The 25,733-nt window shown below is 52.2% G+C and carries 26 protein-coding genes and 3 tRNA genes; 13 read left to right on the forward strand and 16 right to left on the reverse strand.

The genetic code is table 11. The annotated features are described in order from the left end of the window. Position 1 precedes the first annotated feature (1 nt). Positions 2 to 1,018 (forward strand): lipoate--protein ligase LplA, encoded by a 1,017-nt coding sequence (gene lplA / locus C5523_RS23530; RefSeq protein ID WP_039078257.1) that lies wholly within the window; start codon positions 2 to 4, stop codon positions 1,016 to 1,018. Positions 1,019 to 1,271: 253 nt separating this feature from the next. Here lplA and deoD read toward each other — a convergent pair whose 3' ends face one another. From deoD to deoC, 4 genes are all read right to left on the reverse strand, one after another. Further along, on the reverse strand, positions 1,272 to 1,994 hold the full coding sequence (gene deoD, locus C5523_RS23540) for a purine-nucleoside phosphorylase (RefSeq protein ID WP_039078256.1): 723 nt from the start codon (positions 1,992 to 1,994) through the stop codon (positions 1,272 to 1,274). A gap of 87 nt (positions 1,995 to 2,081) precedes the next feature. Continuing rightward, entirely contained in the window at positions 2,082 to 3,305 is a 1,224-nt protein-coding gene (deoB, locus tag C5523_RS23545) for a phosphopentomutase (protein ID WP_108702069.1), read from the reverse strand. 52 nt (positions 3,306 to 3,357) lie between these two features. Then, positions 3,358 to 4,680: a thymidine phosphorylase gene (gene deoA, locus C5523_RS23550; RefSeq protein WP_039078254.1), complete on the reverse strand. Its 1,323-nt coding sequence runs from the start codon at positions 4,678 to 4,680 to the stop codon at positions 3,358 to 3,360. A gap of 56 nt (positions 4,681 to 4,736) precedes the next feature. Further along, a complete protein-coding gene (deoC, locus tag C5523_RS23555) occupies positions 4,737 to 5,516 on the reverse strand; it encodes a deoxyribose-phosphate aldolase (protein ID WP_197718598.1) in 780 nt (259 codons plus the stop codon). Positions 5,517 to 5,768: 252 nt separating this feature from the next. Here deoC and C5523_RS23560 point away from each other — a divergent pair, with 252 nt between their 5' ends. Then, a complete protein-coding gene (locus tag C5523_RS23560) occupies positions 5,769 to 7,334 on the forward strand; it encodes a YjjI family glycine radical enzyme (RefSeq protein ID WP_108702070.1) in 1,566 nt (521 codons plus the stop codon). A 99-nt stretch (positions 7,335 to 7,433) separates the two neighbouring features. Beyond that, positions 7,434 to 8,288 carry a YjjW family glycine radical enzyme activase gene (locus C5523_RS23565; RefSeq protein ID WP_108702071.1) on the forward strand — a complete coding sequence of 285 codons (855 nt, stop codon included), beginning with the start codon at positions 7,434 to 7,436 and terminating at the stop codon, positions 8,286 to 8,288. Between the two features lies 1 nt (position 8,289). Here C5523_RS23565 and C5523_RS23570 read toward each other — a convergent pair whose 3' ends face one another. The 8 genes from C5523_RS23570 to C5523_RS23605 form a co-directional block, all read right to left on the reverse strand. Further along, on the reverse strand, positions 8,290 to 9,069 hold the full coding sequence (locus C5523_RS23570; protein ID WP_108702072.1) for a metal-dependent hydrolase: 780 nt from the start codon (positions 9,067 to 9,069) through the stop codon (positions 8,290 to 8,292). Next, entirely contained in the window at positions 9,066 to 10,142 is a 1,077-nt protein-coding gene (locus C5523_RS23575; RefSeq protein WP_039078249.1) for a patatin family protein, read from the reverse strand. Before C5523_RS23575 ends, C5523_RS23570 begins: the two co-directional genes overlap by 4 nt. Positions 10,143 to 10,258: 116 nt before the next feature. Further along, complete coding sequence (locus C5523_RS23580) at positions 10,259 to 10,420, reverse strand: DUF1328 domain-containing protein (protein ID WP_007373037.1); 162 nt, start codon at positions 10,418 to 10,420, stop codon at positions 10,259 to 10,261. A 129-nt stretch (positions 10,421 to 10,549) separates the two neighbouring features. After that, complete coding sequence (osmY, locus tag C5523_RS23585; RefSeq protein WP_039078248.1) at positions 10,550 to 11,167, reverse strand: molecular chaperone OsmY; 618 nt, start codon at positions 11,165 to 11,167, stop codon at positions 10,550 to 10,552. A gap of 385 nt (positions 11,168 to 11,552) precedes the next feature. Further along, positions 11,553 to 13,142, reverse strand: coding sequence for a peptide chain release factor 3 (gene prfC / locus C5523_RS23590; RefSeq protein WP_039078247.1), 1,590 nt, complete (start codon positions 13,140 to 13,142; stop codon positions 11,553 to 11,555). 91 nt (positions 13,143 to 13,233) lie between these two features. Next, on the reverse strand, positions 13,234 to 13,911 hold the full coding sequence (gene yjjG / locus C5523_RS23595) for a pyrimidine 5'-nucleotidase (protein WP_108702073.1): 678 nt from the start codon (positions 13,909 to 13,911) through the stop codon (positions 13,234 to 13,236). Between the two features lie 18 nt (positions 13,912 to 13,929). Further along, entirely contained in the window at positions 13,930 to 14,370 is a 441-nt protein-coding gene (rimI, locus tag C5523_RS23600) for a ribosomal protein S18-alanine N-acetyltransferase (RefSeq protein ID WP_039078466.1), read from the reverse strand. Further along, a complete protein-coding gene (locus tag C5523_RS23605; RefSeq protein ID WP_075203559.1) occupies positions 14,339 to 14,752 on the reverse strand; it encodes a DNA polymerase III subunit psi in 414 nt (137 codons plus the stop codon). Before C5523_RS23605 ends, rimI begins: the two co-directional genes overlap by 32 nt. Before the next feature lie 807 nt (positions 14,753 to 15,559). Between C5523_RS23605 and rsmC the strand changes: the two genes are divergently transcribed. The 4 genes from rsmC (at position 15,560) to C5523_RS23625 (ending at position 17,074) form a co-directional block, all read left to right on the forward strand. After that, the gene (gene rsmC, locus C5523_RS23610) at positions 15,560 to 16,588 is read left to right on the forward strand and encodes a 16S rRNA (guanine(1207)-N(2))-methyltransferase RsmC (protein WP_079497306.1); all 1,029 of its coding nucleotides are present in this window, start codon (positions 15,560 to 15,562) and stop codon (positions 16,586 to 16,588) included. 168 nt (positions 16,589 to 16,756) lie between these two features. Next, positions 16,757 to 16,842, forward strand: a tRNA-Leu gene (locus C5523_RS23615). Positions 16,843 to 16,870: 28 nt separating this feature from the next. Continuing rightward, positions 16,871 to 16,956, forward strand: a tRNA-Leu gene (locus C5523_RS23620). A 32-nt stretch (positions 16,957 to 16,988) separates the two neighbouring features. Beyond that, a tRNA-Leu gene (locus tag C5523_RS23625) sits at positions 16,989 to 17,074 on the forward strand. 33 nt (positions 17,075 to 17,107) lie between these two features. Here the strand turns inward: C5523_RS23625 and C5523_RS23630 are convergent. After that, positions 17,108 to 17,347, reverse strand: coding sequence for a DUF1435 domain-containing protein (locus tag C5523_RS23630; RefSeq protein WP_039078244.1), 240 nt, complete (start codon positions 17,345 to 17,347; stop codon positions 17,108 to 17,110). A gap of 252 nt (positions 17,348 to 17,599) precedes the next feature. On the opposite strand from C5523_RS23630, the gene C5523_RS23635 reads away from it, so the two are divergent. Continuing rightward, complete coding sequence (locus C5523_RS23635) at positions 17,600 to 18,670, forward strand: GGDEF domain-containing protein (protein WP_071193583.1); 1,071 nt, start codon at positions 17,600 to 17,602, stop codon at positions 18,668 to 18,670. A 104-nt stretch (positions 18,671 to 18,774) separates the two neighbouring features. Next, positions 18,775 to 19,566, forward strand: a complete 792-nt coding sequence (fhuF, locus tag C5523_RS23640) for a siderophore-iron reductase FhuF (protein WP_039078242.1) — start codon at positions 18,775 to 18,777, stop codon at positions 19,564 to 19,566. A gap of 125 nt (positions 19,567 to 19,691) precedes the next feature. Here fhuF and C5523_RS23645 read toward each other — a convergent pair whose 3' ends face one another. After that, positions 19,692 to 21,032, reverse strand: coding sequence for a PTS sugar transporter subunit IIC (locus C5523_RS23645; RefSeq protein ID WP_071193582.1), 1,341 nt, complete (start codon positions 21,030 to 21,032; stop codon positions 19,692 to 19,694). A 337-nt stretch (positions 21,033 to 21,369) separates the two neighbouring features. On the opposite strand from C5523_RS23645, the gene C5523_RS23650 reads away from it, so the two are divergent. Beyond that, positions 21,370 to 21,828 (forward strand): YbaK/EbsC family protein, encoded by a 459-nt coding sequence (locus C5523_RS23650; RefSeq protein ID WP_039078240.1) that lies wholly within the window; start codon positions 21,370 to 21,372, stop codon positions 21,826 to 21,828. A gap of 40 nt (positions 21,829 to 21,868) precedes the next feature. Here C5523_RS23650 and bglJ read toward each other — a convergent pair whose 3' ends face one another. Next, positions 21,869 to 22,495, reverse strand: a complete 627-nt coding sequence (gene bglJ / locus C5523_RS23655; RefSeq protein WP_039078239.1) for a DNA-binding transcriptional activator BglJ — start codon at positions 22,493 to 22,495, stop codon at positions 21,869 to 21,871. Further along, positions 22,495 to 23,229 carry a LuxR C-terminal-related transcriptional regulator gene (locus C5523_RS23660; RefSeq protein WP_039078238.1) on the reverse strand — a complete coding sequence of 245 codons (735 nt, stop codon included), beginning with the start codon at positions 23,227 to 23,229 and terminating at the stop codon, positions 22,495 to 22,497. The genes bglJ and C5523_RS23660 overlap by 1 nt, the downstream gene beginning before the upstream one ends. A 515-nt stretch (positions 23,230 to 23,744) precedes the next feature. Here C5523_RS23660 and C5523_RS23670 point away from each other — a divergent pair. The 3 genes from C5523_RS23670 (at position 23,745) to C5523_RS23680 (ending at position 25,693) form a co-directional block, all read left to right on the forward strand. Beyond that, positions 23,745 to 24,521: a threonine/serine exporter ThrE family protein gene (locus tag C5523_RS23670; RefSeq protein ID WP_039078236.1), complete on the forward strand. Its 777-nt coding sequence runs from the start codon at positions 23,745 to 23,747 to the stop codon at positions 24,519 to 24,521. Next, entirely contained in the window at positions 24,512 to 24,985 is a 474-nt protein-coding gene (locus tag C5523_RS23675) for a threonine/serine exporter (protein WP_039078235.1), read from the forward strand. Before C5523_RS23670 ends, C5523_RS23675 begins: the two co-directional genes overlap by 10 nt. A 66-nt stretch (positions 24,986 to 25,051) precedes the next feature. Then, positions 25,052 to 25,693 carry a TetR family transcriptional regulator gene (locus C5523_RS23680; RefSeq protein ID WP_071193580.1) on the forward strand — a complete coding sequence of 214 codons (642 nt, stop codon included), beginning with the start codon at positions 25,052 to 25,054 and terminating at the stop codon, positions 25,691 to 25,693. Positions 25,694 to 25,733: the final 40 nt, after the last annotated feature.

The raw sequence follows: 25,733 nt of genomic DNA on the forward strand, positions 1-25,733 counted from the left end.
CATGTCCACACTGCGTCTGCTTATCTCTGATTCTTATGATCCCTGGTTTAACCTGGCGGTGGAAGAGTGTATTTTCCGTCAGATGCCCGCCACCCAGCGGGTACTTTTTCTCTGGCGTAACGCCGATACGGTAGTTATCGGGCGGGCACAGAACCCGTGGAAGGAGTGCAATACCCGGCGCATGGAAGAAGACAATGTGCGTCTGGCGCGGCGCAGTAGCGGCGGCGGCGCGGTGTTCCATGATTTAGGCAATACCTGCTTCACCTTTATGGCAGGCAAGCCGGAGTACGACAAAACGATTTCTACCGCGATTGTGTTGCAGGCGCTGAACTCGCTGGGCGTGACGGCAGAAGCGTCCGGGCGTAACGATCTGGTGGTCAAAACGCCGGAGGGCGATCGTAAGGTCTCAGGCTCCGCCTACCGCGAGACCAAAGATCGCGGTTTCCATCACGGCACACTGTTGCTCAATGCCGACCTCAGCCGCCTGGCCAACTATCTCAACCCGGATAAGAAGAAGCTCCAGGCCAAAGGCATTACCTCTGTGCGTGGGCGCGTGGCGAATCTGGTCGATCTGTTGCCGGGGATCAGCCATGAGCGTATCTGCGAGGCGGTGACGGAAGCCTTCTTCGCCCACTACGGTGAGCGCGTGCAAGCCGAGGTGATTTCACCGGATAAGACCCCGGACCTCCCCAATTTCGCGGAAACCTTTGCCCGCCAGAGCAGTTGGGAGTGGAACTTTGGTCAGGCGCCTGCGTTCAGCCACTTGCTGGATGAGCGCTTTAGCTGGGGCGGTGTGGAGCTGCATTTTGACGTGGAGAAAGGGCATATCACCCGCACACAGGTGTTCACCGACAGCCTGAATCCCGCCCCGCTGGAGGCACTGGCGGCACGCCTGCAGGGTTGTTTGTACCGGGCGGATATGCTGGCACAGGAGTGTGATGCGCTCTTAGGTGATTTCCCTGAGCAGGAAAAAGAGCTGCGGGAGCTGTCGGCGTGGATTGCCGGGGCGGTGAGATGACCTTTTTATGCAAGTCGCTGGATAATCGAGGCGGCGAGCGTTAATTTTTCCAGCATCGGGTTGCCCGGGCTTTACCAAACGGCACCACCTCATCATGTGCTGACACAAGACGCGAGAACGTGGCCTGCCTGATGGCCAGTTCAGAGACAGAGCGCGCCCCTTGCAAGAGTAAATCGGTTAAGGCGCTCATGTGCGAATAGATTTATGAATAGATAAAACGGGCAGCATAAAAGCCGCCCGTTTTGAAAAAGATTTACTCTTTATCGCCCAGCAAAACAGATTCCAGCGCGATTTTGATCATGTCGTTGAACGTGGTCTGACGCTCGGCAGAGGTGGTCTGCTCGTGGGTACGGATATGGTCAGAAACGGTACAGATGGTCAGCGCTTTCGCACCGAACTCTGCGGCAACGCCGTAAATACCGGCCGCTTCCATTTCCACGCCCAGAATGCCGTATTTTTCCATAACGTCGAACATCTCGCCGCCGTCCGGTGCATAGAACAGATCCGCAGAGAAGATGTTACCAACGCGGGCATCTACACCCAGCGCTTTAGCAGCATCAACAGCGTTACGCACCATACCAAAGTCAGCAATGGCTGCAAAATCATGGTCTTTAAAACGCATACGGTTGACTTTAGAGTCCGTGCACGCGCCCATACCGATGACGATATCACGCAGTTTCACGTCCATACGTACCGCGCCGCAGGAGCCCACACGGATGATTTTTTTCACGCCGAAATCGGTGATCAGCTCTTTCGCGTAGATAGAGCAGGATGGGATACCCATACCATGGCCCATTACAGAGATTTTGCGGCCTTTATAGGTACCGGTGTAACCCAACATGCCGCGCACGTTGTTCACTTCACGGATATCTTCGAAAAAAGTTTCAGCAATGTGCTTTGCGCGCAGCGGGTCGCCAGGCATCAGCACAACGTCAGCAAAATCACCCATTTCAGCGTTAATGTGAGGAGTAGCCATCTTCAGTTCCTTTTTATTCGTTGTGTTTTCCCCCTCTCCCGCAGGAGAGAGTCGGGGTAAGGGCATCAAACGATGCCCGTTCCCAAATCAAAGCATGTTTTTGCCGTAGTCCATGGGTGACGTACCGAAGTACGACGCAATGGTCTGGCCGATATCGGCGAAAGTTTCACGGTGACCGAGTGAGCCCGGTTTCACTTTCGGACCGTAGATCAGCACCGGGATGTGCTCGCGGGTATGATCGGTGCCCTGCCAGGTCGGGTCACAGCCGTGGTCAGCGGTCAGGATCAGAATGTCATCTTCCCCCACCAGCTCCATCAGCTCCGGCAAACGACGGTCGAACAACTCCAGACCACTCGCATAACCGGCGACATCGCGACGATGGCCCCATGATGAGTCGAAATCAACGAAGTTGGTAAAGACGATTGTCTTATCACCCGCGCTTTTCATCTCTTTCACGGTTGCGTCAAACAGCGCATCCAGGCCTGTTGCTTTCACTTTTTTGGTGATACCGCAGTTGGCATAGATGTCCGCGATTTTACCCACGGAAACCACCTGACCATCTTTCTCCTCGACCAGTTTTTGCAGCACGGTCGCTGACGGCGGCTCAACGGCCAGGTCATGGCGGTTACCGGTGCGCTGGAAGTTACCGGCTTTATCGCCAACGAACGGACGGGCGATCACGCGACCAATGTTGTAACCCCCTTCGGTCAACTCAACGCGTGCGATTTCGCACAGCTCGTAGAGTTTATCCAGACCAAATGTCTCTTCATGGCAGGCAATCTGGAACACGGAGTCGGCAGAGGTATAAAAAATCGGTTTGCCGGTTTTCATGTGCTCTTCGCCCAGTTGGTCAAGGATGACCGTACCGGAAGAGTGGCAGTTGCCGAGGTAGCCTGGCAGGTTTGCGCGTTCGACCAGTTTATCCAGCAATTCCTGCGGGAAGCTGTTTTCATGATCGGAGAAATAGCCCCAGTCAAACAGTACCGGTACACCAGCGATTTCCCAGTGGCCAGACGGGGTATCTTTACCGGAAGAGAGCTCATGCGCCCAGGCGTATGCGCCCACCACTTCCGCGTTGCCGTCCATTCCGGCTGCAATTTTACCGGTAGAACCTTCATGTGCTTTCACCAGGCCCAGGCGGGTCAGGTTTGGCAGATGCAACGGGCCTTTACGACCATTGTCCGCTTCGCCTTTGGCACAGGCTTCTGCGATGTGACCCATGGTATCGGAACCCACGTCACCAAAACGCTCGGCATCTTCTGTTGCGCCGATGCCGAAGGAGTCCAGCACCATAATAAATGCACGTTTCATATTGTTCTCCGTACGTAGTGCTTCAAAAAATAGCGATCAGATCAGTATATCGTTAATCGGTAATGCGTCGCCAGACTGTTGGCGTCTCTTTTGGCGCTTTATCGGCAATCACAATCGCGGCTTTGACCGCATTTGCCGCTTCCTGCCAGCTTGCTTCATCTTTTGCGTGGATCACCGCTAAAGGACGCTGCCCGTCGATCGCATCACCCAGACGCGCCATATCGGTAAAGCCGACGCTGTAATCGATGGTATCGGACGCCTGACGACGACCGCCGCCCATAGAGACCACCGCCATACCCAGCGCGCGGGTGTCCATCTGCGCGATAAACCCTTCGGTATCGGCATACACGGCCTTGCTGAGCGTCGCGGTTGCCAGGTATTTGTCATAGTTTTCGACGAAATCGGTCGGGCCTTTTTGCGCCGCCACCATACGCCCGAAGATTTCTGCCGCTTTACCGTTATCCAGCACCGCCTGTAATTGTCTGCGCGCTTCGGCGTCATCTTTCGCCAGTTTGCCGGAGACCAGCATTTCTACGCAGAGCGCCATCGTCACATCAAAGAGACGCGGATTGCGGTAATCGCCAGTCAGGAAGCGGACGGCTTCGCGCACTTCAACAGCGTTACCGGCGCTGGAGGCGAGTACCTGGTTCATATCAGTGAGCAGTGCGGTCGTACGCACACCCGCGCCATTCGCCACTCCAACAATCGCCTGCGCCAGTTCCGCAGAAAGTTCTGCCGTCGGCATAAAGGCCCCGCTGCCCACTTTGACGTCCATGACCAGCGCGTCCAGTCCTTCCGCCAGTTTCTTGGCAAGGATCGAGGCGGTGATCAGAGGAATAGAATCGACCGTCGCGGTAATATCACGCGTGGCATAAAAGCGTTTGTCAGCAGGGGCTAAAGAATTCGTTTGTCCGATAATCGCGACGCCCACATCTTTAATGATGTCGCGAAAGCGTTTGTCATCGGGGAAAATATCAAACCCTGGAATGGCTTCCAGTTTGTCGAGCGTACCGCCGGTATGACCAAGCCCGCGCCCGGAAATCATTGGGATATAGCCGCCACAGGCCGCAACCATCGGCCCAAGCATGAGCGAAGTGACATCGCCCACGCCGCCCGTGGAGTGCTTGTCGACGACAGGTCCGTTGAGATTAAGGTGTTTCCAGTCGAGGACAGTCCCTGAGTCTCGCATCGCCATGGTCAGCGAAACGCGCTCCTCAATTGCCATGTCGTGGAAGAAAATGGTCATTGCCAGCGCGGCAATTTGCCCTTCGGACACGGTGTTGTCACGGATCCCATTAATAAAGAAACGAATCTCTTCATCGCTGAGCACGTAGCCATCGCGTTTTTTACGAATTATTTCTTGAGCGAGAAACAAGGTAACCCCCTGAAAATCAAGGTTGGTTGCGGCGGACGCGCCGCCGCAAAGTAGAATTAGTAGCCGCTTGCGCTCTTACCGTCGCCATGGCCCAGTGCTTTGAGCAGGCTTGCCAGCAGGCTGGAAGCACCAAAGCGATAGTGGCGAGAATCCGCCCAGTCGGCGCCAAACAGTTCGTCGGCAATCGCGAGGAATTTCTGCGCATCTTCTGCTGAACGCACGCCGCCAGCCGGTTTGAAACCAACGGTTTTCGCTACACCCATATCGCGAATCACTTCCAGCATGATGCGCGCACTTTCCGGTGTGGCATTTACTGGCACTTTACCGGTAGAGGTTTTAATGAAATCAGCCCCCGCTTTGATAGAGATTTCAGACGCTTTACGAATCAGCGCCTCTTCTTTCAATTCGCCGGTTTCGATAATCACTTTCAGCAGAACATTGGCCGCTGCACAGGCATCTTTACAGGCCTTAACCAGATCAAAGCCCACTTGTTCATTGCCTGCAATCAGCGCACGGTACGGGAATACCACATCGACTTCATCAGCGCCGTAAGCAATCGCCGCGCGCGTTTCCGCCAGCGCGATCTCAATATCGTCGTTACCGTGCGGGAAGTTAGTGACCGTTGCGATGCGGATATCTGGCGTGCCCTGCTCTTTCAGCGTCTTGCGCGCAATCGGGATAAAACGCGGATAGATACAGATAGCGGCCGTGTTGCCAACCGGGGTTTTCGCCTGATGACACAGCGCGATCACTTTTTCGTTCGTGTCGTCGTCGTTCAGGGTAGTCAGGTCCATCAGTTTCAACGCGCGCAGGCTGCTTGCAGTTAAATCAGTCATTTCTCTCTCCGTCGGCATAAGCCGGTTAAATACGGGTCTGTTATTATTCTAACATTAACCCACCATCACACTTCGACACTCATCACAGTTAATGAAAACCACATTCATATTTGCAAAACCGTAATGAGACGTTCATCAAATTTTTAGCCTTAACATAGCCCCATACCCGGATATTTAGGGGTGTGGATCAAAGGCGGGCTCCGTTCGGTTACTTACACTGGGCCAGATGCTCAAGGAATAAGAGGAACGAATATGTCCACGCCAAATGATTCAGCATATCTGGCTCGTTGCCAGCAGATTGCGACAAGCAGCACCCTGACTCCCGCACAAAAACGCCATTTTCTTGCGCTTGAGGCCGAGAACAGTCTGCCTTATCCCCCACTGGCTAAAGAGGCGCGCGCTGCGCTTGATGAGGGCGCCATTTGCGATATGTTCGAAGGGCATGCGCCCTACAAACCACGCTATGTCTTGCCAGACTATGCAAAATTCCTCGCGAATGGCTCGCAATGGCTGGAACTCGAAGGGGCAACCGATCTCGACGACGCGTTATCGATGCTCACCATCCTTTATCACCATGTTCCGTCAGTCACATCTATGCCCGTCTGGCTGGGCCAACTGGATGTGATACTGCAACCGCATGTTAGAATTCTAACACAAGAAGAGATCGATATTCGAATAAAACGTTTCTGGCGTTATCTGGACAGAACCCTGCCGGATGCGTTTATGCACGCCAATATAGGCCCTGCCGATACGCCAGTTACCCGTGCCATTTTACGCGCCGACGCAGAGCTTAAGCAGGTTGCGCCTAATCTGACCTTTATTTATGACCCGGAGATGACGCCGGATGACTTACTGCTTGAAGTGGCAAAAAACATTTGTGAGTGCAGTAAGCCCCATATCGCTAACGGCCCCCAAAATGATAAAATTTTCACAAAAGGTGGCTATGGCGTCGTCAGTTGTTACAACTCGCTGCCGCTCAGCGGCGGTGGCAGTACGCTGGTGCGACTTAACCTGAAAGCCATCGCCGAACGCAGCAGCAGTATTGAGGATTTCTTCACACGCCAGCTTCCCCACTACTGCCAGCAGCAAATCGCGATCATTGATGCACGCTGCGACTTCCTCTATTCGCAATCCGGCTTCTTCGAGAATAACTTCCTGGTGGCCGAAGGGCTGATAGACCCGCAACGTTTTGCGCCCATGTTTGGTATGTACGGTCTGGCCGAAGCGGTGAATACCCTCTGCGAACGTGCAGGGCTCAGCGCCCGCTACGGCAAAAATGAAGAAGCCAACGCGCTGGGTTACAGAATCAGTGAACAACTGGCGACATTTGTCGCTAACACGCCGGTAAAACATGGCTGGAATAACAGAGCGATGTTGCATGCGCAATCGGGGATCAGTTCGGATACGGACACCACGCCGGGGGCGCGTTTACCCTACGGCGATGAGCCGGATCCCATTACTCACCTGCTGACGGTTGCCCCACATCATGCCTGGTACACGGCGGGTATCAGCGACATTCTGACCCTCGATGAGACCGTCAAACGCAATCCGCAGGCCGTCGTGCAACTCTGCCTCGGCGCCTTTAAAGCCGGTATGCGTGAGTTCACCGCCAATGTCAGCGGCAACGATCTGGTGCGCGTAACAGGTTATATGGTGCGCCTGTCGGACCTGGAAAAATTCCGTGCCGAGGGGTCACGCACCAACACAACCTGGCTTGGAGAGGAAGCCGCCCGAAATACCCACATCCTTGAAAGACAAGCGCGCGTGGTCAGCCATGAACAGCAGATGCGCTTCAACACGCAACGTGATTCAGATTGAATCAAGGCACCATGATGGAGAAGCCTGAGCGTAGCAATACAGGTTGCGCTCAGACGTCGAAGGGACAGCTAAACAGCTAACAAGGAGACAGCACGAAGGATGAAGTGTTTAGTCAGTAAGATTATCCCGTTCTCCTGCGTCGATGGGCCAGGCAGCCGTCTGGCGCTGTTCTTACAGGGCTGTAATTTGAACTGTAAAAATTGCCACAATCCGTGGACGATCGGACGCTGCAACCACTGTGCACAATGTGTTCCCGCCTGCCCGCATAACGCATTAACACTGGTTGATGGACGGGTTAACTGGGATGCCAGCGCCTGCCAGCAGTGCGATACCTGTTTACATCTCTGCCCACAGCAGTCCACGCCCATGGCGCAAACGCTCAGTGTGGAAGAGGTGCTGACCCACGTCCGCAAAGCGGCAATGTTTATCGAAGGGATCACCGTCAGCGGCGGCGAGGCAACAACACAGTTGCCGTTTCTGGTTGCGCTGTTCAGTGCGCTCAAATCGACGCCGTCGCTTCAACACTTGTCCTGTCTGGTCGACAGCAACGGTCTGCTTAGCGAAACGGGTTGGCACAGACTTCTGCCTGTCTGTGACGGGGCGATGATCGATCTCAAAGCCTGGGGTAGCGACCGTCATCGATTTCTGACCGGGCGCGATAATGCGCAGATAAAGGCCAGCATCCGTCTTCTGGCGGCGCATCAGCGGCTGGCGGAGTTACGTTTATTGGTCATCCCCGACCAGTGTGATTACCTGCAACACATTGATGAGTTGTGCGAATTTATCGGCGAGTTAGGCGATGTGCCGGTGCGTATTAACGCCTTTCAAACCCATGGCGTGTATGGCGAAGCAAAGCAGTGGCGTAGCGCCACCGCCGGGGATGTGGAACCGTTGGCGCAGGCGCTGACTGCCCGAGGCGTGAACACAGTGATCCTTCCGGCGTTGTATCTGTAAATCAGCTTAACGAAAACGTGGCGTGGGTATTGTCGAACAGCGCCTGAGCAATCACGTCTGGCGCTTCCGGGCGTAATTCGCAGAGGGTGTCAAAGACCCGAGCCGCCTGTTCCGGGCGATTAGGCTGGCCCTGAAAACCGTTTAATGGCATATCCGGGGCATCGGTTTCCAGCAGCAGAGCGTTTAGCGGCAATTGCGCCATCACTTCGCGGGTCTTGCTGGCGCGCGGGTAGGTAATGGTACCGCCAACGCCAATTTTATATCCCAGGCTGACAAAACGTTCCGCCTGCTGCAGGCTACCGGCAAAGCCATGTACCACCCCCGTTCGCGGCAGGTCATGGCGTTTAAGGTGCATCGCCAGCTTGTCGTGCGTACGGCGCGAATGCAGGATCACCGGCAGATCAAAGCGCTTTGCCAGCTTAAGCTGCGCATCCAGCACCGCCTGCTGACGTTCAAACTGCGGATCATCACGATACAGATCCAGACCAATTTCGCCAATCGCCACCACCTTCTGCGGACGGGTTGCGAGCAGTTGCTCAAGGCGCTCCAGGCAGCTCGCCGTATGCTCTTCAATGATGATCGGATGCAGCCCCAGCGCGGCATAGAGTGCCGGGTAATCCCCGGCAAGTTTGATAACGCGGGCAAAGTACTGTGAGCCAATCGCCGGGACGATAATCTGTTCGACCCCAACGGCGCTGGCGCGGGTAATACTGTTCGATTCATCATCCTGGAAGGGGGGAAAATCGAAGTGACAGTGAGTATCGATAAAGCGGAACGTCACGCAGTATCCTCATTATTAAAAGGCAAATCGTTGGCCTGAACCGCGCTGACAAGCGGCGTATCGACCGCATCGTTGGCGACGGCGGCTGGCGGCACCACGATGGTGGCAGAAGTCGTGGCCACGCGCGGCGCATGACGAATTAATGGCGGCTTTTCTGCCAACAGCTTACCCACCGTCGCCAGGAAATAACGCCCGCAGAGTCTTCCCAGTTTGTAATCATCCCGCAGCGCAGGTAAACGGCTTCCCAGCGCCATGCTGTGCAGAAGCTTCGGCGGGTAGATTTCAAAAATGCGCAACTTACCGGGCGGTGCTTCGATAAATTTCTGCGTCGCCGAATAGGTCTTCTCGTGATGCTGAACGAGATTAACGAAAGGCTGCAAGCTGCTTTCTCCCAGCCAGCGTTCCATTCGCTTAAACCATTGAGGGGTGTAATACATTTGCGACGGCACGGTACGGATAACCACAATGGTCTTCGCCCCGCGTTTCGCCGCTTCCTGAACAGGTATAGCGTCGCTGACGCCGCCATCAAGGTAATTGACGCCGTTAAGGGTAACGCCCGGACGATAGAACCCGGGAATAGCGCTGGATGCGCGAATGATATCCAGCCAGGAACGACTGTCGGGGGAGAAGTATTCCGGCGTGTAGTCATCCTGACGGCAGGCGCACATATAGAAGGCTTTGCCTGTATCGAAGGCACGCGCGGCGTAGTCCATCGCCAGCGGCATTTGAGTTGAGGTAGAAGAAATAAGCCAGTCCAGATCGATCAGGTTGCCGCCACGCACGAAACGTACGGGATCAAAGAAGTCGCGAGTGGTTGTGTAGCGCATAATGACCTTACGCGCATAACCGGGCTGATTACACAGGTATGCCGACAGGTTTTGCGCCCCGGCGGAGGTGCCAAGAAAAAGGTCAAAGGGGTTAAAGTCAGCGCGCATGAACTCATCCAGTACGCCGGCCGTAAAAATGCCCCGCTGACCGCCTCCCTCACATACCAGAGCGAGTCGGCCTGGGCGAAATGGCGTTAACGCCAATGGCGCAATGTTGCCAAGCGTTACCGGAATATATTGCCCCACCCTGCTTTCCTTTCGATGTTAGGTTTTAACAAAGTAACGCAATTTTCCTCTCGTAGAAACAATGAAAGCCAGTCACGAGGACTGGCTTGATGATTCGTTTAAGAGGGTAGCTCGCGCTACGGGCGTCTGCGGCCCATAAACAGGCTGACGAGGAACAGAATGATACCGACGATAAAGACAATTTTCGCGGCACCCGCTGCCGTACCTGCCAGACCACCAAAGCCCAGAGCGGCGGCAATTAACGCGATAACCAGAAATATAATGCCCCAACGAAACATAAGACTCTCCTTAACCATAGTTAATGTCGACCGCTAATGTGAGCGCTCAGGATGCTCACTGGCGATATTTTCCAGGTGCGTTCTACTGACTCCCGGCAAAGCGCCGGGATTGCACATTTCAGGAATTCGTTACTTAGCTTTCAGATCGTTTTTCACACTTTTGACGCCATCTACCGCTTTAGCGATACTTTCGGCCCGCTCAATTTGCGCCTGTGAATCTACGGTACCGGACAACTGTACAACGCCATCGGTCGTTTCAACTTTCACCTTACGGGAAGGAACGATGTCGTCGGCCAGCAATTTTGCTTTGATTTCACTGGTTGTCGCGGTGTCGCCGGCATAGCCTTTCGCAGAGGTGTTTTTACCATCACGAACATGGAGTTTGTCGCTTACTGAAGCAACGCCTTCCACCCCTTTCGCGACGGTTACCGCCTGCTCTGCCTGTGCCTGGCTTTCAACGAAGCCACTTAACGTCACCACTTTTTTCTCAGTTTTTACGGAGATATCGGTACTCTTGATATCTTCGTGATCGACCAGCGCTGCTTTGACTTTCGCCGTAATCGCGCTGTCATCCATGAAATTACCGACTTTATTCATAGAGCTATCGATTTTTTGCCCTGCGTTATCGGCCGCGTTTTGCGCCTTATTGGTCGTCGTGTTTTCCGCCATTACGGAACCACTTGCCAGGGTAGAACCCAGCACGACAGCCAGCAGAGTTTTCGAAATCTTCAGTCTTGTCATCGTCATCGATCTATATCCTGTTGGTTTGCCCACAATTTGGGCGGTAAGCAGCAATGAAGGCCGCTTTTCCTGCTGTGGTGAATCACCAGTCTGACAAATCAATAAGTTAGGTTATTAACGCTAACTCATTAGACTTAAGTCAGTAATTAATATTATGTAATGCCTATTTTCCTGAACAAAAAACCGCTAAACACGCATTGAATAGGATTTATATCCAGTCAAAATGTCATTACTTTGTTAAATATAGAACACAATCGCAGAAACGCTTGCGAAAGCGGTTAAAAAGTGACCAGAGAAGAGGGAAATGCGGCTATTTAAGAACTTTCCGCAAGGGGCTAAAAAGACAGGTAAAGTGACGGAGCACGGCGTCTGCCGCGCTCCGTAGAGGAGATTAGTGTTCGCGGGTCTGGTGGAACTGAACGTCAGGGTAACGCTCACGCGCCAGGTTCAGGTTAACCATCGTTGGGGCAATGTATGTCAGGTTATCGCCGCCATCGAGCGCCAGTTGTACTTCGTTTTTGCGTTTGAACTCTTCAAATTTCTTCACATCGCTGCACTCCACCCAACGGGCGGTAGCGACGTTAACGGACTCATAGACCGCTTCCACGTTGTATTCGCTCTTAAGACGCGAAACGACAACGTCGAACTGCAGCACGCCGACTGCACCGACGATCAGATCGTTGTTAGCGATGGGACGGAAGACCTGAACCGCACCTTCTTCTGACAACTGAACCAACCCTTTGAGCAGTTGTTTCTGCTTCAACGGATCTTTAAGACGAATACGGCGGAACAGTTCCGGCGCGAAGTTCGGAATACCGGTGAACTTCATCATTTCACCCTGCGTGAAGGTGTCGCCAATCTGGATGGTGCCGTGGTTGTGCAGACCAATGATATCGCCCGGATAAGCCTCTTCAACGTGCGAGCGATCGCCAGCCATAAAGGTTAACGCATCAGAGATCACCACATCTTTGCCAAGACGCACCTGGCGAAGCTTCATGCCCTTTTCATATTTACCCGATACCACTCGCAGGAAGGCCACGCGGTCGCGGTGTTTCGGGTCCATGTTGGCCTGAATTTTAAAGACGAAGCCGGAGAATTTCTCTTCCGCCGCTTCCACTTCACGTGTGTCGGTCGCACGCGGCATCGGCGCAGGGGCCCATTCCACCAGGCCATCCAGCATATGGTCAACGCCAAAGTTACCCAGCGCGGTACCAAAGAAGACCGGCGTGATTTCACCTGCCAGGAACAGGTCTTTATCGAACTCGTTAGAGGCGCCCTGAACCAGTTCCAGTTCGTCGCGCAGTTGCTGCGCCAGATCTTCACCGACAGCGGCGTCAAGATCCGGGTTATTCAGCCCTTTAACGATGCGGACTTCCTGGATCGTATGGCCTTTACCAGTCTGGTAGAGATAGGTTTCATCTTTATAGAGGTGGTAAACGCCTTTGAACAACTTACCGCAGCCAATCGGCCAGGTGATCGGCGCACAGCCGATTTTCAGCTCGTTTTCCACTTCATCCAGCAGCTCCATCGGGTCACGGATGTCACGGTCGAGTTTGTTCATAAAGGTGATGATAGGCGTATCGCGCAGACGGGTAACTTCCATCAGCTTGCGGGTCCTGTCCTCAACGCCTTTTGCGGCATCGATAACCATCAGACAGCAGTCAACCGCCGTCAGCGTACGATAGGTATCTTCGGAGAAGTCTTCGTGCCCGGGGGTATCGAGCAGGTTGACCAGACAGTGATGGTAAGGGAACTGCATCACAGAGGTGGTAATAGAAATACCACGCTGCTTTTCCATCTCCATCCAGTCAGATTTTGCATGCTGGTTAGAGCCGCGACCTTTAACCGTACCGGCAGTCTGGATAGCCTGTCCGAACAACAACACTTTTTCTGTGATCGTGGTTTTACCGGCATCGGGGTGCGAGATGATGGCGAACGTGCGTCGCTTCGACACCTCTTGTAAATAAGGAGACAACGTCATAGTAAAATTCTTCTGTGAAAATGCGCGGCCTCGGCCACGCTATGAAATTCGAAAAATGCGGCTATTGTACTCAACGGCTGAGTGCAGACAATTAATGTTTACACAGGAGTTGCTCCAGTTCGGTTAACGATGTCACGGTCCAGCTCGGGTTGATCCCCTCGGGCAGCGCGCGGCCGTTAGCGTTCAGCCAGCAGGTGGAAAGCCCCGCATTAATGCCGCCCAGGATATCCGATTCAGCGGTATCGCCAACCATCAACACCCGCGAGCGGTCCGGATTTTGTGCCTGTTCCAGCGCGTAGTCGAAAATACGCGGATCGGGTTTCGCCACGCCGACCTGCTCAGAAATCACCAATAAATCAAAGTAGTCGCGAAAACCGGTACGTTCCAGACGCGTCTGCTGCAATGCGGTAAAACCGTTGGTGATAATGCCAAGCTTCACTTTCCCTTTTAACGCCGACAGGAGCGAAACCGCCCCCGGCAACGGTGCGCAAATCTCTGCCATCGCATTGAGAAACGCGTTGTTCAGGTCGCCTGGCGCAACGCGCAGACGCTCCGCCCATCCCTGAAAGCGCTGATGCTGTAATTGTAGTGCGGTGATGGCACCGTTCTGATATTCCACCCACAACGGTTTGTTAATGGCCTGATAATCTTTAAAATCCTCGGCAGTAAATGTCACGCTGTAATCCAGAAACATTCGCTGCAGGCCACCAAACGAATCAAAGGTAAACAGCGTTTCGTCGGCGTCAAAAAAGATCCAGTCCCATTTCATTACATCACCTTTCATTTATTAAATTGGCAGCGCCATGATGATGGCGTCTTCACGTCCTTGCGCTGTGGGGTAATAGTTGCGGCGAATTGTCGCCTCATTAAACCCCAGGCTTTCATATAACGCGATGGCAGCGGTATTGGAGGCCCGCACTTCCAGCCACAGCGTCAACACGCCACGTTTTTCCAGTTCGCCGATCAGATGCTCAAGCAATTGGCGACCCAGCCCCTTACGTTGCCAGGCGGGATCGACGGCAATATTAAAGAGGGTTGCTTCATCCAGCACTACCTGAGTAATAGCGAAAGCCGCCATCACATCACCCACCAGTAAACGGTAATTAAGGTAGCGCTCGCCCTGGTTACTGGCGAAGGTCTTCTCACTCCAGGGAAACGCGTGCGCCCGGGTTTCGATCTCGTATGCGCGGGCTAAATCAGTCGTCGTGAGGGAAGAAATCGTGTTCATAATTGCAAATTTGTCGCCATAGCGCGGCGCGTGCCGCAGGGTTGCCCCGTAGTTCATCGAGGCCAGGCGTCGTTACCTGCGCCCCCTTGAGCGAGAGGGGCGCGTCAATGCCCAGCCGCCAACTGTTGCAAGTACTGTCCGGCGGTAACATCTCTACCCTGTCCGGGGTGAGCTGTAAAACCTGATCCGGACTGACGGCAAGCGCACGTAGCACATCGCCAACAAGCGGCTCAGTCAATGCAGGAAGATCAGGAGCTACCATCACTAACCGGATGTGCGCGGGTAGGGAAATTGCGATTTCTCCTTGCAGCGCCGTCGGACGGCGCAGGGACCACTGGGTGATGCCCAGTTGCTGTAATTGCCAGTCGCGTCGGGAAGTCATAGCGAAACACTCCTGTCTGTCAGGCGCGCAAATATAACAAACCCGACGAATTTTCGCCATCTGGTCTCTGTCCTCTCACTGTCTCTATTAAAGGTATTAATAGGGTGTAGACGCTGCCAACAAAGAGGCAGCGTGAAGGATAACGTTGTCATACACAAAATCATTCATGATGCGTCGAGGCGGCAAGGATGAGTATCCCCGGGAGCTTACATAAGTAAGTGACCGGGGTACGAAGACGCTGCCAACAAAGAGGCAGCGCGAAGGATAACGTTGTCATACACAAAATCATTCATGATGCGTCGAGGCGGCAAGGATGAGTATCCCCGGGAGCTTACACAAGTAAGTGACCGGGGTACGAAGACGCTGCCAACAAAGAGGCAGCGTGAAGGATAACGTTGTCATACACAAAATCATTCATGATGCGTCGAGGCGGCAAGGATGAGTATCCCCGGGAGCTTACACAAGTAAGTGACCGGGGTACGAAGACGCTGCCAACAAAGAGGCAGCGCGAAGGATAACGTTGTCATACACAAAATCATTCATGATGCGTCGAGGCGGCAAGGATGAGTATCCCCGGGAGCTTACACAAGTAAGTGACCGGGGTACGAAGACGCTGCCAACAAAGAGGCAGCGTGAAGGATAACGTTGTCTTACACAAAATCATTCATGATGCGTCGAGGCGGCAAGGATGAGTATCCCCGGGAGCTTACACAAGTAAGTGACCGGGGTACGAAGACGCTGCCAACAAAGAGGCAGCGTGAAGGATAACGTGTATAATCCCCGCCTAAGTTTAATGAGGAACCATTCATGTCTGCTTTAACTCCGGCAAGTGAAGTCTTGCTGCGCCACAGTGACGATTTCGAACAGAGCCGCATTCTTTTTGCCGGTGATTTACAGGATGACCTGCCTGCAAGGCTGGAGTCGGTTGAAAGCCGCGCCTGGACTCAACAGTACCATCAGTGGCAGACACTCAGCCGTCAGATGGGTGACAAGGCCGTTTTCGGGCTTACGCTTGACAAGGCTGCCACTGGCGAGAGCGATACACTGATTTACTACTGGCCGAAGAATAAGCCGGAAGCACAGTTTCAGTTAATGAATCTGCTGTCGCTGCTGCCGGTTGGCACGGATATTTTTGTTGTTGGCGAAAACCGCAGCGGCGTTCGCAGTGCGGAACAAATGCTGGCGGAGTTTGCGCCGCTGAACAAAGTCGACAGTGCGCGTCGCTGCGGGCTTTATCATGGACGTCTGGAAAAACAACCAACGTTTGATGCTCAGGCATTCTGGGATGAATATCACCTGGACGGGTTGTCTATTAAAACGCTGCCGGGCGTCTTTAGCCGCGACGGTCTGGATGTGGGTAGCCAGTTGTTGCTCTCTACGCTGACCCCGCATACTAAGGGCAAGGTACTGGATGTGGGCTGTGGCGCGGGTGTACTGGCAGCCGTACTGGCCAGCCACTCGCCGAAAGTACGTCTGACCCTATGCGATGTCTCGGCGCCGGCTATTGAAGCCAGCCGAGCAACCCTCGCGGCGAATGGCTTTGAAGGTGACGTTTTTGCCAGCAATGTCTTCTCTGAGGTGACGGGCCGTTTCGATATGATCATCTCAAATCCGCCTTTCCACGATGGCCTGCAAACCAGCCTGGAAGCCGCGCAAACGCTGATTCGCGGCGCGGTGCGTCATCTGAACAGTGGCGGCGAGCTGCGTATCGTCGCTAACGCCTTCCTGCCCTACCCGGCGGTGCTGGACGAAACCTTTGGTTTCCACGAAGTGATCGCGCAAACAGGGCGTTTTAAAGTCTACCGTACCGTGATGACTCGTCAGGCAAAACGCTGATCTTTTCCGGCCCGGTAGCATTTCGTTACCGGGCAATTCCGCAGCAAATTCCAGGTGTTGGTTTTTAAAGCAGTTATAAAATCGACACGCAATTAACTATTGACGAAACCTGGAAAACATCTAGAATGCGCCTCCGTGGTAACGATACTTATTGGGTATCGATGGTATGCGAAGGTGGCGGAATTGGTAGACGCGCTAGCTTCAGGTGTTAGTGTCCTTTGGATGTGGGGGTTCGAGTCCCCCCCCTCGCACCATAATCCACGTTGATATTGCTCTCACCGGGCGAAGGTGGCGGAATTGGTAGACGCGCTAGCTTCAGGTGTTAGTGTCCTTTGGATGTGGGGGTTCGAGTCCCCCCCCTCGCACCAACGAGGCGATATCAAAACAGTAAGATAGATGTGCGAAGGTGGCGGAATTGGTAGACGCGCTAGCTTCAGGTGTTAGTGTCCTTAGGATGTGGGGGTTCGAGTCCCCCCCCTCGCACCAAATATCTTACAGCCTCCCTGTATGACCTCCCTGTTACATCATCAGCTTCAAATTCAGCATCACCAGCATTATCCCCCCGACAAGCGCAATCCCTGACGGCAGCAAAACAAAATGACGTAATCTTTTGTGATAAAGCATCGCGGACGTTAGCAACAAGCCAATGACAATCACCGAGCGCCAGGCACCCACGGAAAGATCCGCAAAGGCCATCACCGCGACGATAACCCCTGACAACAAGATAGCCCATCCACTACCCAGTGCGCGTTGCAGCATGCTTTAGACTCTCACAACGATAATGATAACCAATATCATATGATAGGTTTTCTCATTTGTCAGCATGCCTTAGCGAATCGGTATGAACTTTACGCATCTTCTGGTGACAGGGATTCACGAAGGTGATAAATTAAGCACCACTTAATTAAATCTAAAAAATTGCTTTTTTCGCGGTAATCTTTCTTCGCGTTATTTTTCAGTTTGGCAACCAGTTCAATTATACATTGCAGATTAATAACGACTTTTTTAAATATGACACCACACTCCTGGCAATCCCTTTGTAACAAGAAATATCGCTTATCCGTGCGACTCTTCTTGCTACTTAATACCATCTCGGCTCTTTTTTCTATCGCACTGCCACTTTATAACCTGCATGCGTTTACATTGCCCGTATGCCTGATCCTGGGCTCAAGCCTTGCTGGCTTGTTCGGTCACTGGAAATTTCCAAAAAAGAAAATAAATATAACGCTGATCTCGTTTTTATTTGGCTGTATGTGGGCGTGGGATATCATTATTAAATCCGCAGCATTAGGAGATAATGGTTCAACCTATCTACTTATCGCCCTATTAAGTGTTTTATTTATTGGCTCGCTCGCTTTCTCTAATAATATCATCGCATTTATGCTGCACTCTTTACCTGCTTTCATGGGGTGCGTCTTGTTAAGCAGCGGTGAAATAACATTGCGGATTGTCTACGCTTTTGCGCTGCCCATGATCGGGATTGCTATTCAGCATGTGATTCAAAAGCGTAACGACAACTTCTCACAGGCTTTGATGTATCGCCTGATGCAGGAGCGCAAAACGCTGAACGATTTAAGTATGCTGGATCCGCTTACGGGGCTCTACAACCGACGTGGTCTGCAAAACAAGCTCGATAATCTGCTGGCGCTTGATGACGGTACGCGTTTTGTGCTACTGCTGGATATCGACCACTTCAAAGCCTACAACGATCACTACGGTCATATGATGGGTGATCAGGCGTTAATTCGCGTTTCTGCCGCCATTCGTAATGCCGTGCGATCCAGAGATATTGTCGCCCGCTTTGGCGGCGAAGAATTCCTGATCTTATTAAACAGCGTTGATCTGGAACGTGCTCGTGTTGCAGCGGAACGGATTCGTCAGCATGTTTACGACCTGAAGATCCCCCATATGTTTAATGAGAGTGTCGCGACCAACGTCACTGTGAGCATTGGCATTGCCCCGCTGGAAGATGGCGACATTGAAGACGCACTCGATAAAGCAGATAAAGCACTGTACGAAGCCAAACACCAGGGACGGAACAGTATTCTCGTCAGCAGCGACTTACAGGTCCAGGTCGCATAATTCGGCCTGTCCAGGCTGACTTTACGATAAACATCTTGCTATAGGCCTGGCCTCTGGCTAGGATTGGAAATCATTATCATTTAGATTTCTATCTTTCTGACACTATGGCTTATCGTTACGCACCCGTTAATGAATTTGTGATCCGTCAGGCGAGGCTTTTTACTGAGAGCGACACCCTGGCGAATGAGGTGCGCGATATCCTTGCTCGCCTGCGCCCTCATCTTCTCGATTTCATCAAGTTGAACGAACTTCCGCCACAACAGGCGCTAACGCTGGCGGAATGGGCGCGACCGGATCATCTGCAATCACTGCGGACAACTTACACAAACCATATCTACCAAAAGCAGCCGACGCTGCCGTATGAAGGCAAACCGCTTCTGTCATTATGGGCACAGTGGTACCTCGGCCTGATGGTGCCGCCGCTGCTGGTAGCCTTATTAACGCAAAAAATTGCGCTGGATCTTTCCCCGGAGCATCTGCATGTCGAGTTTCATGAAACTGGCCGTGCCGCCTGCTTCTGGATGGATGTAGAGCGGGATGAGGCTCTGACGGCGCAGGGTGACATCCCGCGTATTGAGGCATTAATCGTTCGGGCGATGGCCCCCGTCGTAGCGGCACTGGAAGCGACCGGCGAGATCAACGGTAAGCTTATCTGGAGCAATACGGGTTATCTGATTAACTGGTGTCTGGGCGAAATGAAGCCCTTGCTGGGCGATGAACGGGTCACCGCGCTGCGCCAGTTCTGCTTCTTCGAGAAGCAGCTTTCGAGCGGTAACGACAACCCTTTATGGCGGACTGTCGTCACCCGTGATGGTGCGCTGGTCAGACGTACTTGCTGCCAGCGATATCGCTTGCCGGATGTCCAGCAATGCGGAGACTGCACACTAAAAAAATAGCGTCATGCGACCAGATACCTCACGCTTGTGAAGTTGTGCGGCTTGATGCTCTCACCCCGGCTCTCTGCCACAGGGAGAGAACGTAAATACTAAAAAGGCAACGTTCGTTGCCTTTATGCTTTTATTTAGGCCACTTGCTGGCCTTCTTCTGCGCGTTGCGCCTCTTCCGCTTCCTGTTCCAGTAACTGTTTCTCGTACACTTTAAAGAATGGGTAGTAAATGATGGCGGAGATAACCGCGAGGATAACGACAAGCACGGCGGCACGGAAATCCCAACCCAGCGCCCACGCCCCGCCAATAGGTGCAGGAGCGGTCCACGGAACGACAGAAATCACGCGTCCAATCAGATCCATTTTCATCGCCGCCCAGGCAATAATGGCGTTCACTAACGGCGCCAGAAGGAAAGGAATAAAGAACACCGGGTTCATGACAATCGGCGTACCGAAAATAACCGGCTCGTTAATATTGAACATACTGGGGACAATACTCAAACGACCAATGGAGCGTAGATGCACCGAGCGGCTGCGCAGATAGCAGAACACCAGCCCCATGGTTGCACCGGAGCCCCCAATAACGATAAAGAATGTCCAGAAGGCCTCCATAAAGATGTGCGGTAACGGCGCCCCCTGCGCAAGTGCCGTCTGGTTCAGCCCCAGGTTAGTCAGCCAGAACATTTGCAGCATGCCAGACACAATCGCCGCTCCATGAATCCCGGCAAACCACAGTAAATGTCCGATTAGCACCGCCAGTAAAATCGCAGGCAGTGAATCCGCAGCCGACACCAGTGGCTTAAAGAGCGCCATAATGGCTTGCGGAATTAATACATTGAAATGTGACTGAATAAGAAGACTCAGCGGATAGAGCGTCAACACAACCACCAGCACCGGAATCAACAGGTCAAATGAGTTTTTGATCATCGGCGGCACCTGATCCGGCAAGCGGATGCCGATATTGTGCGCCTTGAGGAAACGCATCATCTCCACACAGTACACGGCGACCAGAATCGCGGTAAAAATCCCGGTTCCCCCCAGGCTATCTACCGGTAATGTGCCGTTGGTTTTGGGTGCCGCAACCAGTAGAAAGGCCATCAGCGACAGCATGGCGCACATAAAGGGATCGAGCTGATGCGACTTCACATAATGCTTGCCCAGGTTATAGGCGATGGCCGCACAGATGTAGATAGACATAATGCCCATTGTCATGTCGAACGGCGTCAGGATACGCCCTTCATACTGCTTTGCCAGATCGAGCCACGCACGGGCGAAACCCCACGTCGTGTCAGGCGAAAACGGTGGATAGGCGAAGACCAGCAGGAAAGAACCGACTATCATAAACGGCATGGCCGAAATGAAACCATCACGGATGGCCATGACATGACGCTGGGAAGAAATCCGCCCGGCTATAGGGCTGACGTAGTTTTCGATGAAGCGAAAAATCACGTTAAACACTGCATGGTTGGCAGACATAGCGGCTCTCCTGTCAGTCTATATAATTCAGCGCAACAGCGAATGTTCTGCCGTGCAGCAATCCATTTGTAGGGTTTAAGACCATGCTGGCTAACGAACCAGCATTACAGCGAAGCAGGATACGTTTCATAGACGGCTCTTATTGATTATCGGGACAGAGGAAGTGACAAAATCAGTATTAACCCCGATGAAAAACACTGCAACCGGTTACTGAAACCGGTTTCCACGATTGTGAAGGTGATCGTGAAACGCGTGGTAACGGGATTGTTTTGACAAGATATTTACAGGGATCACAGGGTTGTGACAGATTATTGAAGGTTATGTTCAGGAGAAGAAAATGAGTTTGCAGTCTGTCAGGCAATTTTTTGCCGAACACGCCCCCGATATTGACATCATCGAGCTCAACCAAAGTACCGCAACCGTCGCACTGGCTGCCGCTGCCCATAATGTTGAACCCGGTCAGATAGCCAAAACGTTATCTCTCAAAATCAAAAACGACGTGGTGTTAGTTGTCGCAAAAGGCGATGCCCGCCTGGACAACAAAAAACTGAAGTCCACCTTCGGTGCGAAAGCGAGAATGCTCAGTAGTGATGAAGTGGTCACCCTTACCGGCCATCCGGTTGGCGGTGTCTGTCCGTTCGGGCTGGAAAACCCGTTGGCTGTTTATTGTGATGTTTCATTGAAACACTACGAGGAAGTACTTCCGGCAGCGGGTGCCATCCATAGCGCAGTGCGTATTTCCCCGGAGCGCATGGCGCAATTAACAGACGCAAAATGGATTGATGTTTGTGAGTAATCAAGGCAGTGCCAGGCGAACCTGGCACTGAGTAAGCGGGTTATGCTAAGGATTGAGCCCCTTTCAATGCTGCTGCGGCAGGAACCCAGGTTAAAATATCTGCCGCATTCAGCAGCCCCACATCGGAATTCACCCCTAACTTAGCCATGGCGTTAAATTTATGCGCCCGGATAGTCTTAATGTTGCGCTCCAGATGTACGGCTATCTCCGGCATCGACAAACCACGCGTCATACATTGCAAAATGGCGCGCTCAGTCGGACTCAACGTGCGGTTTTGGCTGACATACCAGTGATTGACCACGTTTTCATTGACACGGCGGGTCTCCCCCAACAGGGTACAAATATGCCCAAGTAAAATGGGTAACGAAGCTGATTTACTTAAAACGCCATGCAATCGTGACGGAGAAAGACGGCTGACAAGGCGCGCTTCGCGATCGTCATCCGCCAGTACGATCCGCTGGATGCCAGGGTTTGTCAGTGACAACGCATGCAAGCAAAGCAGACATTCCCGTCGGAGCTCTCGCATACTTGATAGCGAATAAATGACTGAAAAGAAAGGCGTCTTTTTCTGCGCTTCAACAAATGCTTTGTGACTGTTAAAAAAATGAAAGTGATATGATTTCATGGCTGGTGATGCGAACAGATGGCGCAGGCCAGCCTCACTCATCATGCATCTCTCGATGACGGCAACATGCTTTTTCCCGGCACTGATTTCCATTCTGATTGCTCTCCATACGCCGACACAAGATTCAGCTCTTTAGCCCCCTGCGCACTATTAATCCATGCATACATTTCCGCATTACTCCGTAATGACAGCCGACGCATGGCACTGTTTTTTTGCGCGCTAATTGTTTTATTGCTTTTTTTAAGTAGCATCGCAATTTGATTAATACCCCACCCTTTACCCAACAGACGGAATACCTTTCGCTCAGAAAGCGTTAATGACTCCAGCTTATTTACAGCCTCATCTGCGTCAAAGAAATCTGCTGATAATAAAGTCTGGCTAATTCTTTCTGCACTTTCATCACCAGCGCGAATAGCATTAATAACACCGTCCACCGGTTCTCTGTCTGAAAGTAAGGTGCTACAAGGTCGCATCAGTAATTCAACGGCCATAGGATAAATCGTACGTGAAACAAAGAATATCCAATGGATATCAGTGTATTGAGAAAGAAGGGAATAATATTGTTCACAGGCATTGCGCATCTGACGCTGCTCACCAGAAAGATCTGCGATGACCAGAGAGGCGCGGCGTAACTGTAATAGTGTTATCTCTTCTAAAGAGCGGCAAAAAGTTAATTCATATTCGGGGAAATGACGTTCCAGAATGTCCCCCAGCCCAACAGTCATTACGGGAATTTTACTGACAACTATCCCATATTTACAGCTTCTCGATAACATGTAACCTCCGCATCCATTCGCGAGCCTTATAAAATAAGTTATGTGAATATTTACTAATAACGCCAACCACCGTGTCAGCGGATACCACCCATTAATAAATATAAAATGAAAATATGACGAGAGTGTTTGTCAATATTCGGTTGTAACAATTAGTGATTATAAAAACAGCTTAATGGGGTGTCAATATATCTAACAAGCCAATAATGATACCTGCTACGTACTCTGTAGAAGATAAAAAGAGAAACATAAATTAATTAATCACAAAATATATATTTATTGAAAATAAATACACCAGAAAAATGAATCTATCTTTTTATCTCTCACGTGGCGTAGGTTTCCCTTCCCCTTTCTGAAAACGGTGCACAATCCTGCCAGTGAGCAGCAAAACCGCACCATTTTGTGATTTATTGCGCGAATCTTGATCTATCACCACGCCATACACAGGGCCTCCTGTGCTAAAAATTACCTTTTCGTGCCACGCCTTGTGGACCTTGTGCAACATTACCAGGGCTATCATGCAAGAAGACCAGTCATCACAACGCGCCATTACACGTTTGTGTATCCAATGCGGCCTTTTTTTATTGCAACACGGTGCGGAAAGCGCACTGGTAGATGAATTATCCACGCGCCTCGGACTGGCGCTGGGCATGGATAGCGTCGAAAGCTCCATCTCATCAAACGCCATTGTGCTGACCACCATTAAAGATGGCCAGTGCCTGACATCGACCCGAAAAAACAGCGATCGCGGCATCAATATGCATGTGGTGACTGAGGTTCAGCATATTGTCATCATGACAGAACATAAATTGCTGGACGCCAAAGATGTCGAAAAGCGTTTTTCTCAGGTAAAACCCCTTCGTTACCCACGCTGGCTGGTCACGGTGATGGTTGGCCTGTCCTGCGCCTGTTTTTGTCGGCTTAACAATGGCGGCTGGGATGGCGCGTTTATTACGTTCTGCGCCAGCAGTATGGCGATGTACGTCCGACTGCTGCTGGCGAACCGTCATATGCACCCGCAAATCAATTTCTGCATCACCGCATTCGTGGCGACCACCATTTCCGGGCTTATGCTCACGCTACCGGTTTTCCTGCATACGCCTACGGTCGCTATGGCCGCAAGTGTCTTATTGCTGGTCCCCGGCTTCCCGCTGATTAATTCCGTCGCAGATATGTTTAAAGGCCATATCAATACTGGCCTCGCACGCTGGGCTATCGCCAGCCTGTTAACACTCGCTACCTGTATTGGTGTCGTTTTGGCTATGACCATGTGGGGGCTGCGCGGATGGATGTAATCTGGTTTTTGCTTAATCTGATACAAGACATGTTGCTGGCTGCCATTCCGGCCGTAGGCTTTGCAATGGTGTTTAACGTTCCGCACCGCGCCCTGCCCTGGTGCGCTCTGCTCGGCGCAATTGGTCACGGTACGCGCTTCGCCATGGTCTCCTGGGGCTTTAACATCGAGTGGTCGACATTTATCGCCTCGATGTTGGTCGGCAGTATTGGGATTCACTGGTCACGCTGGTATCTCGCGCATCCAAAAGTCTTTACGGTTGCCGCAGTAATCCCCATGTTTCCGGGGATATCAGCCTATACCGCAATGATCTCCGCCGTAAAGATCAGTCACCTCGGTTATAACGAAGACCTGATGATTCTTTTGCTGACCAATTTTCTCAAAGCGTCGTCGATTGTCGGCGCGCTCTCAATCGGCCTGTCTATCCCTGGCCTGTGGATCTACCGCAAACGTCCGCGCGTGTGAAATTTGAGTTATTTCTTTGCCATGGTGATAATCCCCCGAACCGATTGTGACTGACGAGGAGCGGATGTGGAACACCATGGCATTTATTCACCGGACAGTTTTGACGATACCCGAGTGAAGGACAAAATTTTCCTCAGCGCGATTACACTGTTTGCGGAATATGGGCTCAATGGCGCCCGCATGGAGCAAATCGCTGAAAAAGCCGGCACCACAAAGCGCATGGTGGTGTACCACTATAAAACCAAAGAAAACCTGTATTTGCAGGTTATCGAGTATGTTTATGCCGCTATTCGCGCCAACGAAAAATCCCTCGAACTCGCCACCCTGCCGCCTGTCGAGGCGCTGGTACAGTTAGTAGAAAGTAGCTTCGATTACCACGCCGACCACCCCGATTTTATTCGCATCATCTGCATGGAGAACATGCAACGCGGCCGCTTCATTCAGCAATCGGCCTGGCTGCGGGATGTCAACCTCAGCGCCCTGACGCTGCTGGAAGATATTTTGCGTCGTGGTCAGCAAAAGCAGTTATTCAACCAAAGCGTCTGCGCGCGCGACCTGCATCGACTGATCAGTAGCTTTAGTTTTCATTACGTTGCCAATAGTTATTCATTCTCCATGCTCTTCGAAGCGGATGAAGATCAACAGCAACAACGTCAGCATTATCGCCGGATGGCGGTACAAGTTGTACTGCGTTATATCTGCCCCTAAAAAAATAACTTGCAATTAAATCGTGCACTATCTATATTCA

It is taken from the genome of Phytobacter sp. SCO41 (assembly GCF_003073275.1).
Classification (GTDB): Bacteria; Pseudomonadota; Gammaproteobacteria; order Enterobacterales; family Enterobacteriaceae; genus Phytobacter; species Phytobacter diazotrophicus.

What these genes read in the sequence shown, in the direction of transcription:
- C5523_RS23675 (WP_039078235.1), top strand. Translation starts at nt 24,512, where the DNA reads ATGGATGTAATCTGGTTTTTGCTTAATCTGATACAAGACATGTTGCTG.
- C5523_RS23565 (WP_108702071.1), top strand. Translation starts at nt 7,434, where the DNA reads ATGAAGTGTTTAGTCAGTAAGATTATCCCGTTCTCCTGCGTCGATGGG.
- rimI (WP_039078466.1), bottom strand. Translation starts at nt 14,370, where the DNA reads ATGAACACGATTTCTTCCCTCACGACGACTGATTTAGCCCGCGCATAC.
- yjjG (WP_108702073.1), bottom strand. Translation starts at nt 13,911, where the DNA reads ATGAAATGGGACTGGATCTTTTTTGACGCCGACGAAACGCTGTTTACC.
- lplA (WP_039078257.1), top strand. Translation starts at nt 2, where the DNA reads ATGTCCACACTGCGTCTGCTTATCTCTGATTCTTATGATCCCTGGTTT.
- C5523_RS23670 (WP_039078236.1), top strand. Translation starts at nt 23,745, where the DNA reads ATGCAAGAAGACCAGTCATCACAACGCGCCATTACACGTTTGTGTATC.
- C5523_RS23635 (WP_071193583.1), top strand. Translation starts at nt 17,600, where the DNA reads ATGACACCACACTCCTGGCAATCCCTTTGTAACAAGAAATATCGCTTA.
- rsmC (WP_079497306.1), top strand. Translation starts at nt 15,560, where the DNA reads ATGTCTGCTTTAACTCCGGCAAGTGAAGTCTTGCTGCGCCACAGTGAC.
- prfC (WP_039078247.1), bottom strand. Translation starts at nt 13,142, where the DNA reads ATGACGTTGTCTCCTTATTTACAAGAGGTGTCGAAGCGACGCACGTTC.
- C5523_RS23605 (WP_075203559.1), bottom strand. Translation starts at nt 14,752, where the DNA reads ATGACTTCCCGACGCGACTGGCAATTACAGCAACTGGGCATCACCCAG.
- fhuF (WP_039078242.1), top strand. Translation starts at nt 18,775, where the DNA reads ATGGCTTATCGTTACGCACCCGTTAATGAATTTGTGATCCGTCAGGCG.
- deoB (WP_108702069.1), bottom strand. Translation starts at nt 3,305, where the DNA reads ATGAAACGTGCATTTATTATGGTGCTGGACTCCTTCGGCATCGGCGCA.
- C5523_RS23645 (WP_071193582.1), bottom strand. Translation starts at nt 21,032, where the DNA reads ATGTCTGCCAACCATGCAGTGTTTAACGTGATTTTTCGCTTCATCGAA.
- deoD (WP_039078256.1), bottom strand. Translation starts at nt 1,994, where the DNA reads ATGGCTACTCCTCACATTAACGCTGAAATGGGTGATTTTGCTGACGTT.
- bglJ (WP_039078239.1), bottom strand. Translation starts at nt 22,495, where the DNA reads ATGAGTGAGGCTGGCCTGCGCCATCTGTTCGCATCACCAGCCATGAAA.
- C5523_RS23560 (WP_108702070.1), top strand. Translation starts at nt 5,769, where the DNA reads ATGTCCACGCCAAATGATTCAGCATATCTGGCTCGTTGCCAGCAGATT.
- deoC (WP_197718598.1), bottom strand. Translation starts at nt 5,516, where the DNA reads ATGACTGATTTAACTGCAAGCAGCCTGCGCGCGTTGAAACTGATGGAC.
- C5523_RS23580 (WP_007373037.1), bottom strand. Translation starts at nt 10,420, where the DNA reads ATGTTTCGTTGGGGCATTATATTTCTGGTTATCGCGTTAATTGCCGCC.
- C5523_RS23660 (WP_039078238.1), bottom strand. Translation starts at nt 23,229, where the DNA reads ATGTTATCGAGAAGCTGTAAATATGGGATAGTTGTCAGTAAAATTCCC.
- C5523_RS23630 (WP_039078244.1), bottom strand. Translation starts at nt 17,347, where the DNA reads ATGCTGCAACGCGCACTGGGTAGTGGATGGGCTATCTTGTTGTCAGGG.
- osmY (WP_039078248.1), bottom strand. Translation starts at nt 11,167, where the DNA reads ATGACGATGACAAGACTGAAGATTTCGAAAACTCTGCTGGCTGTCGTG.
- C5523_RS23650 (WP_039078240.1), top strand. Translation starts at nt 21,370, where the DNA reads ATGAGTTTGCAGTCTGTCAGGCAATTTTTTGCCGAACACGCCCCCGAT.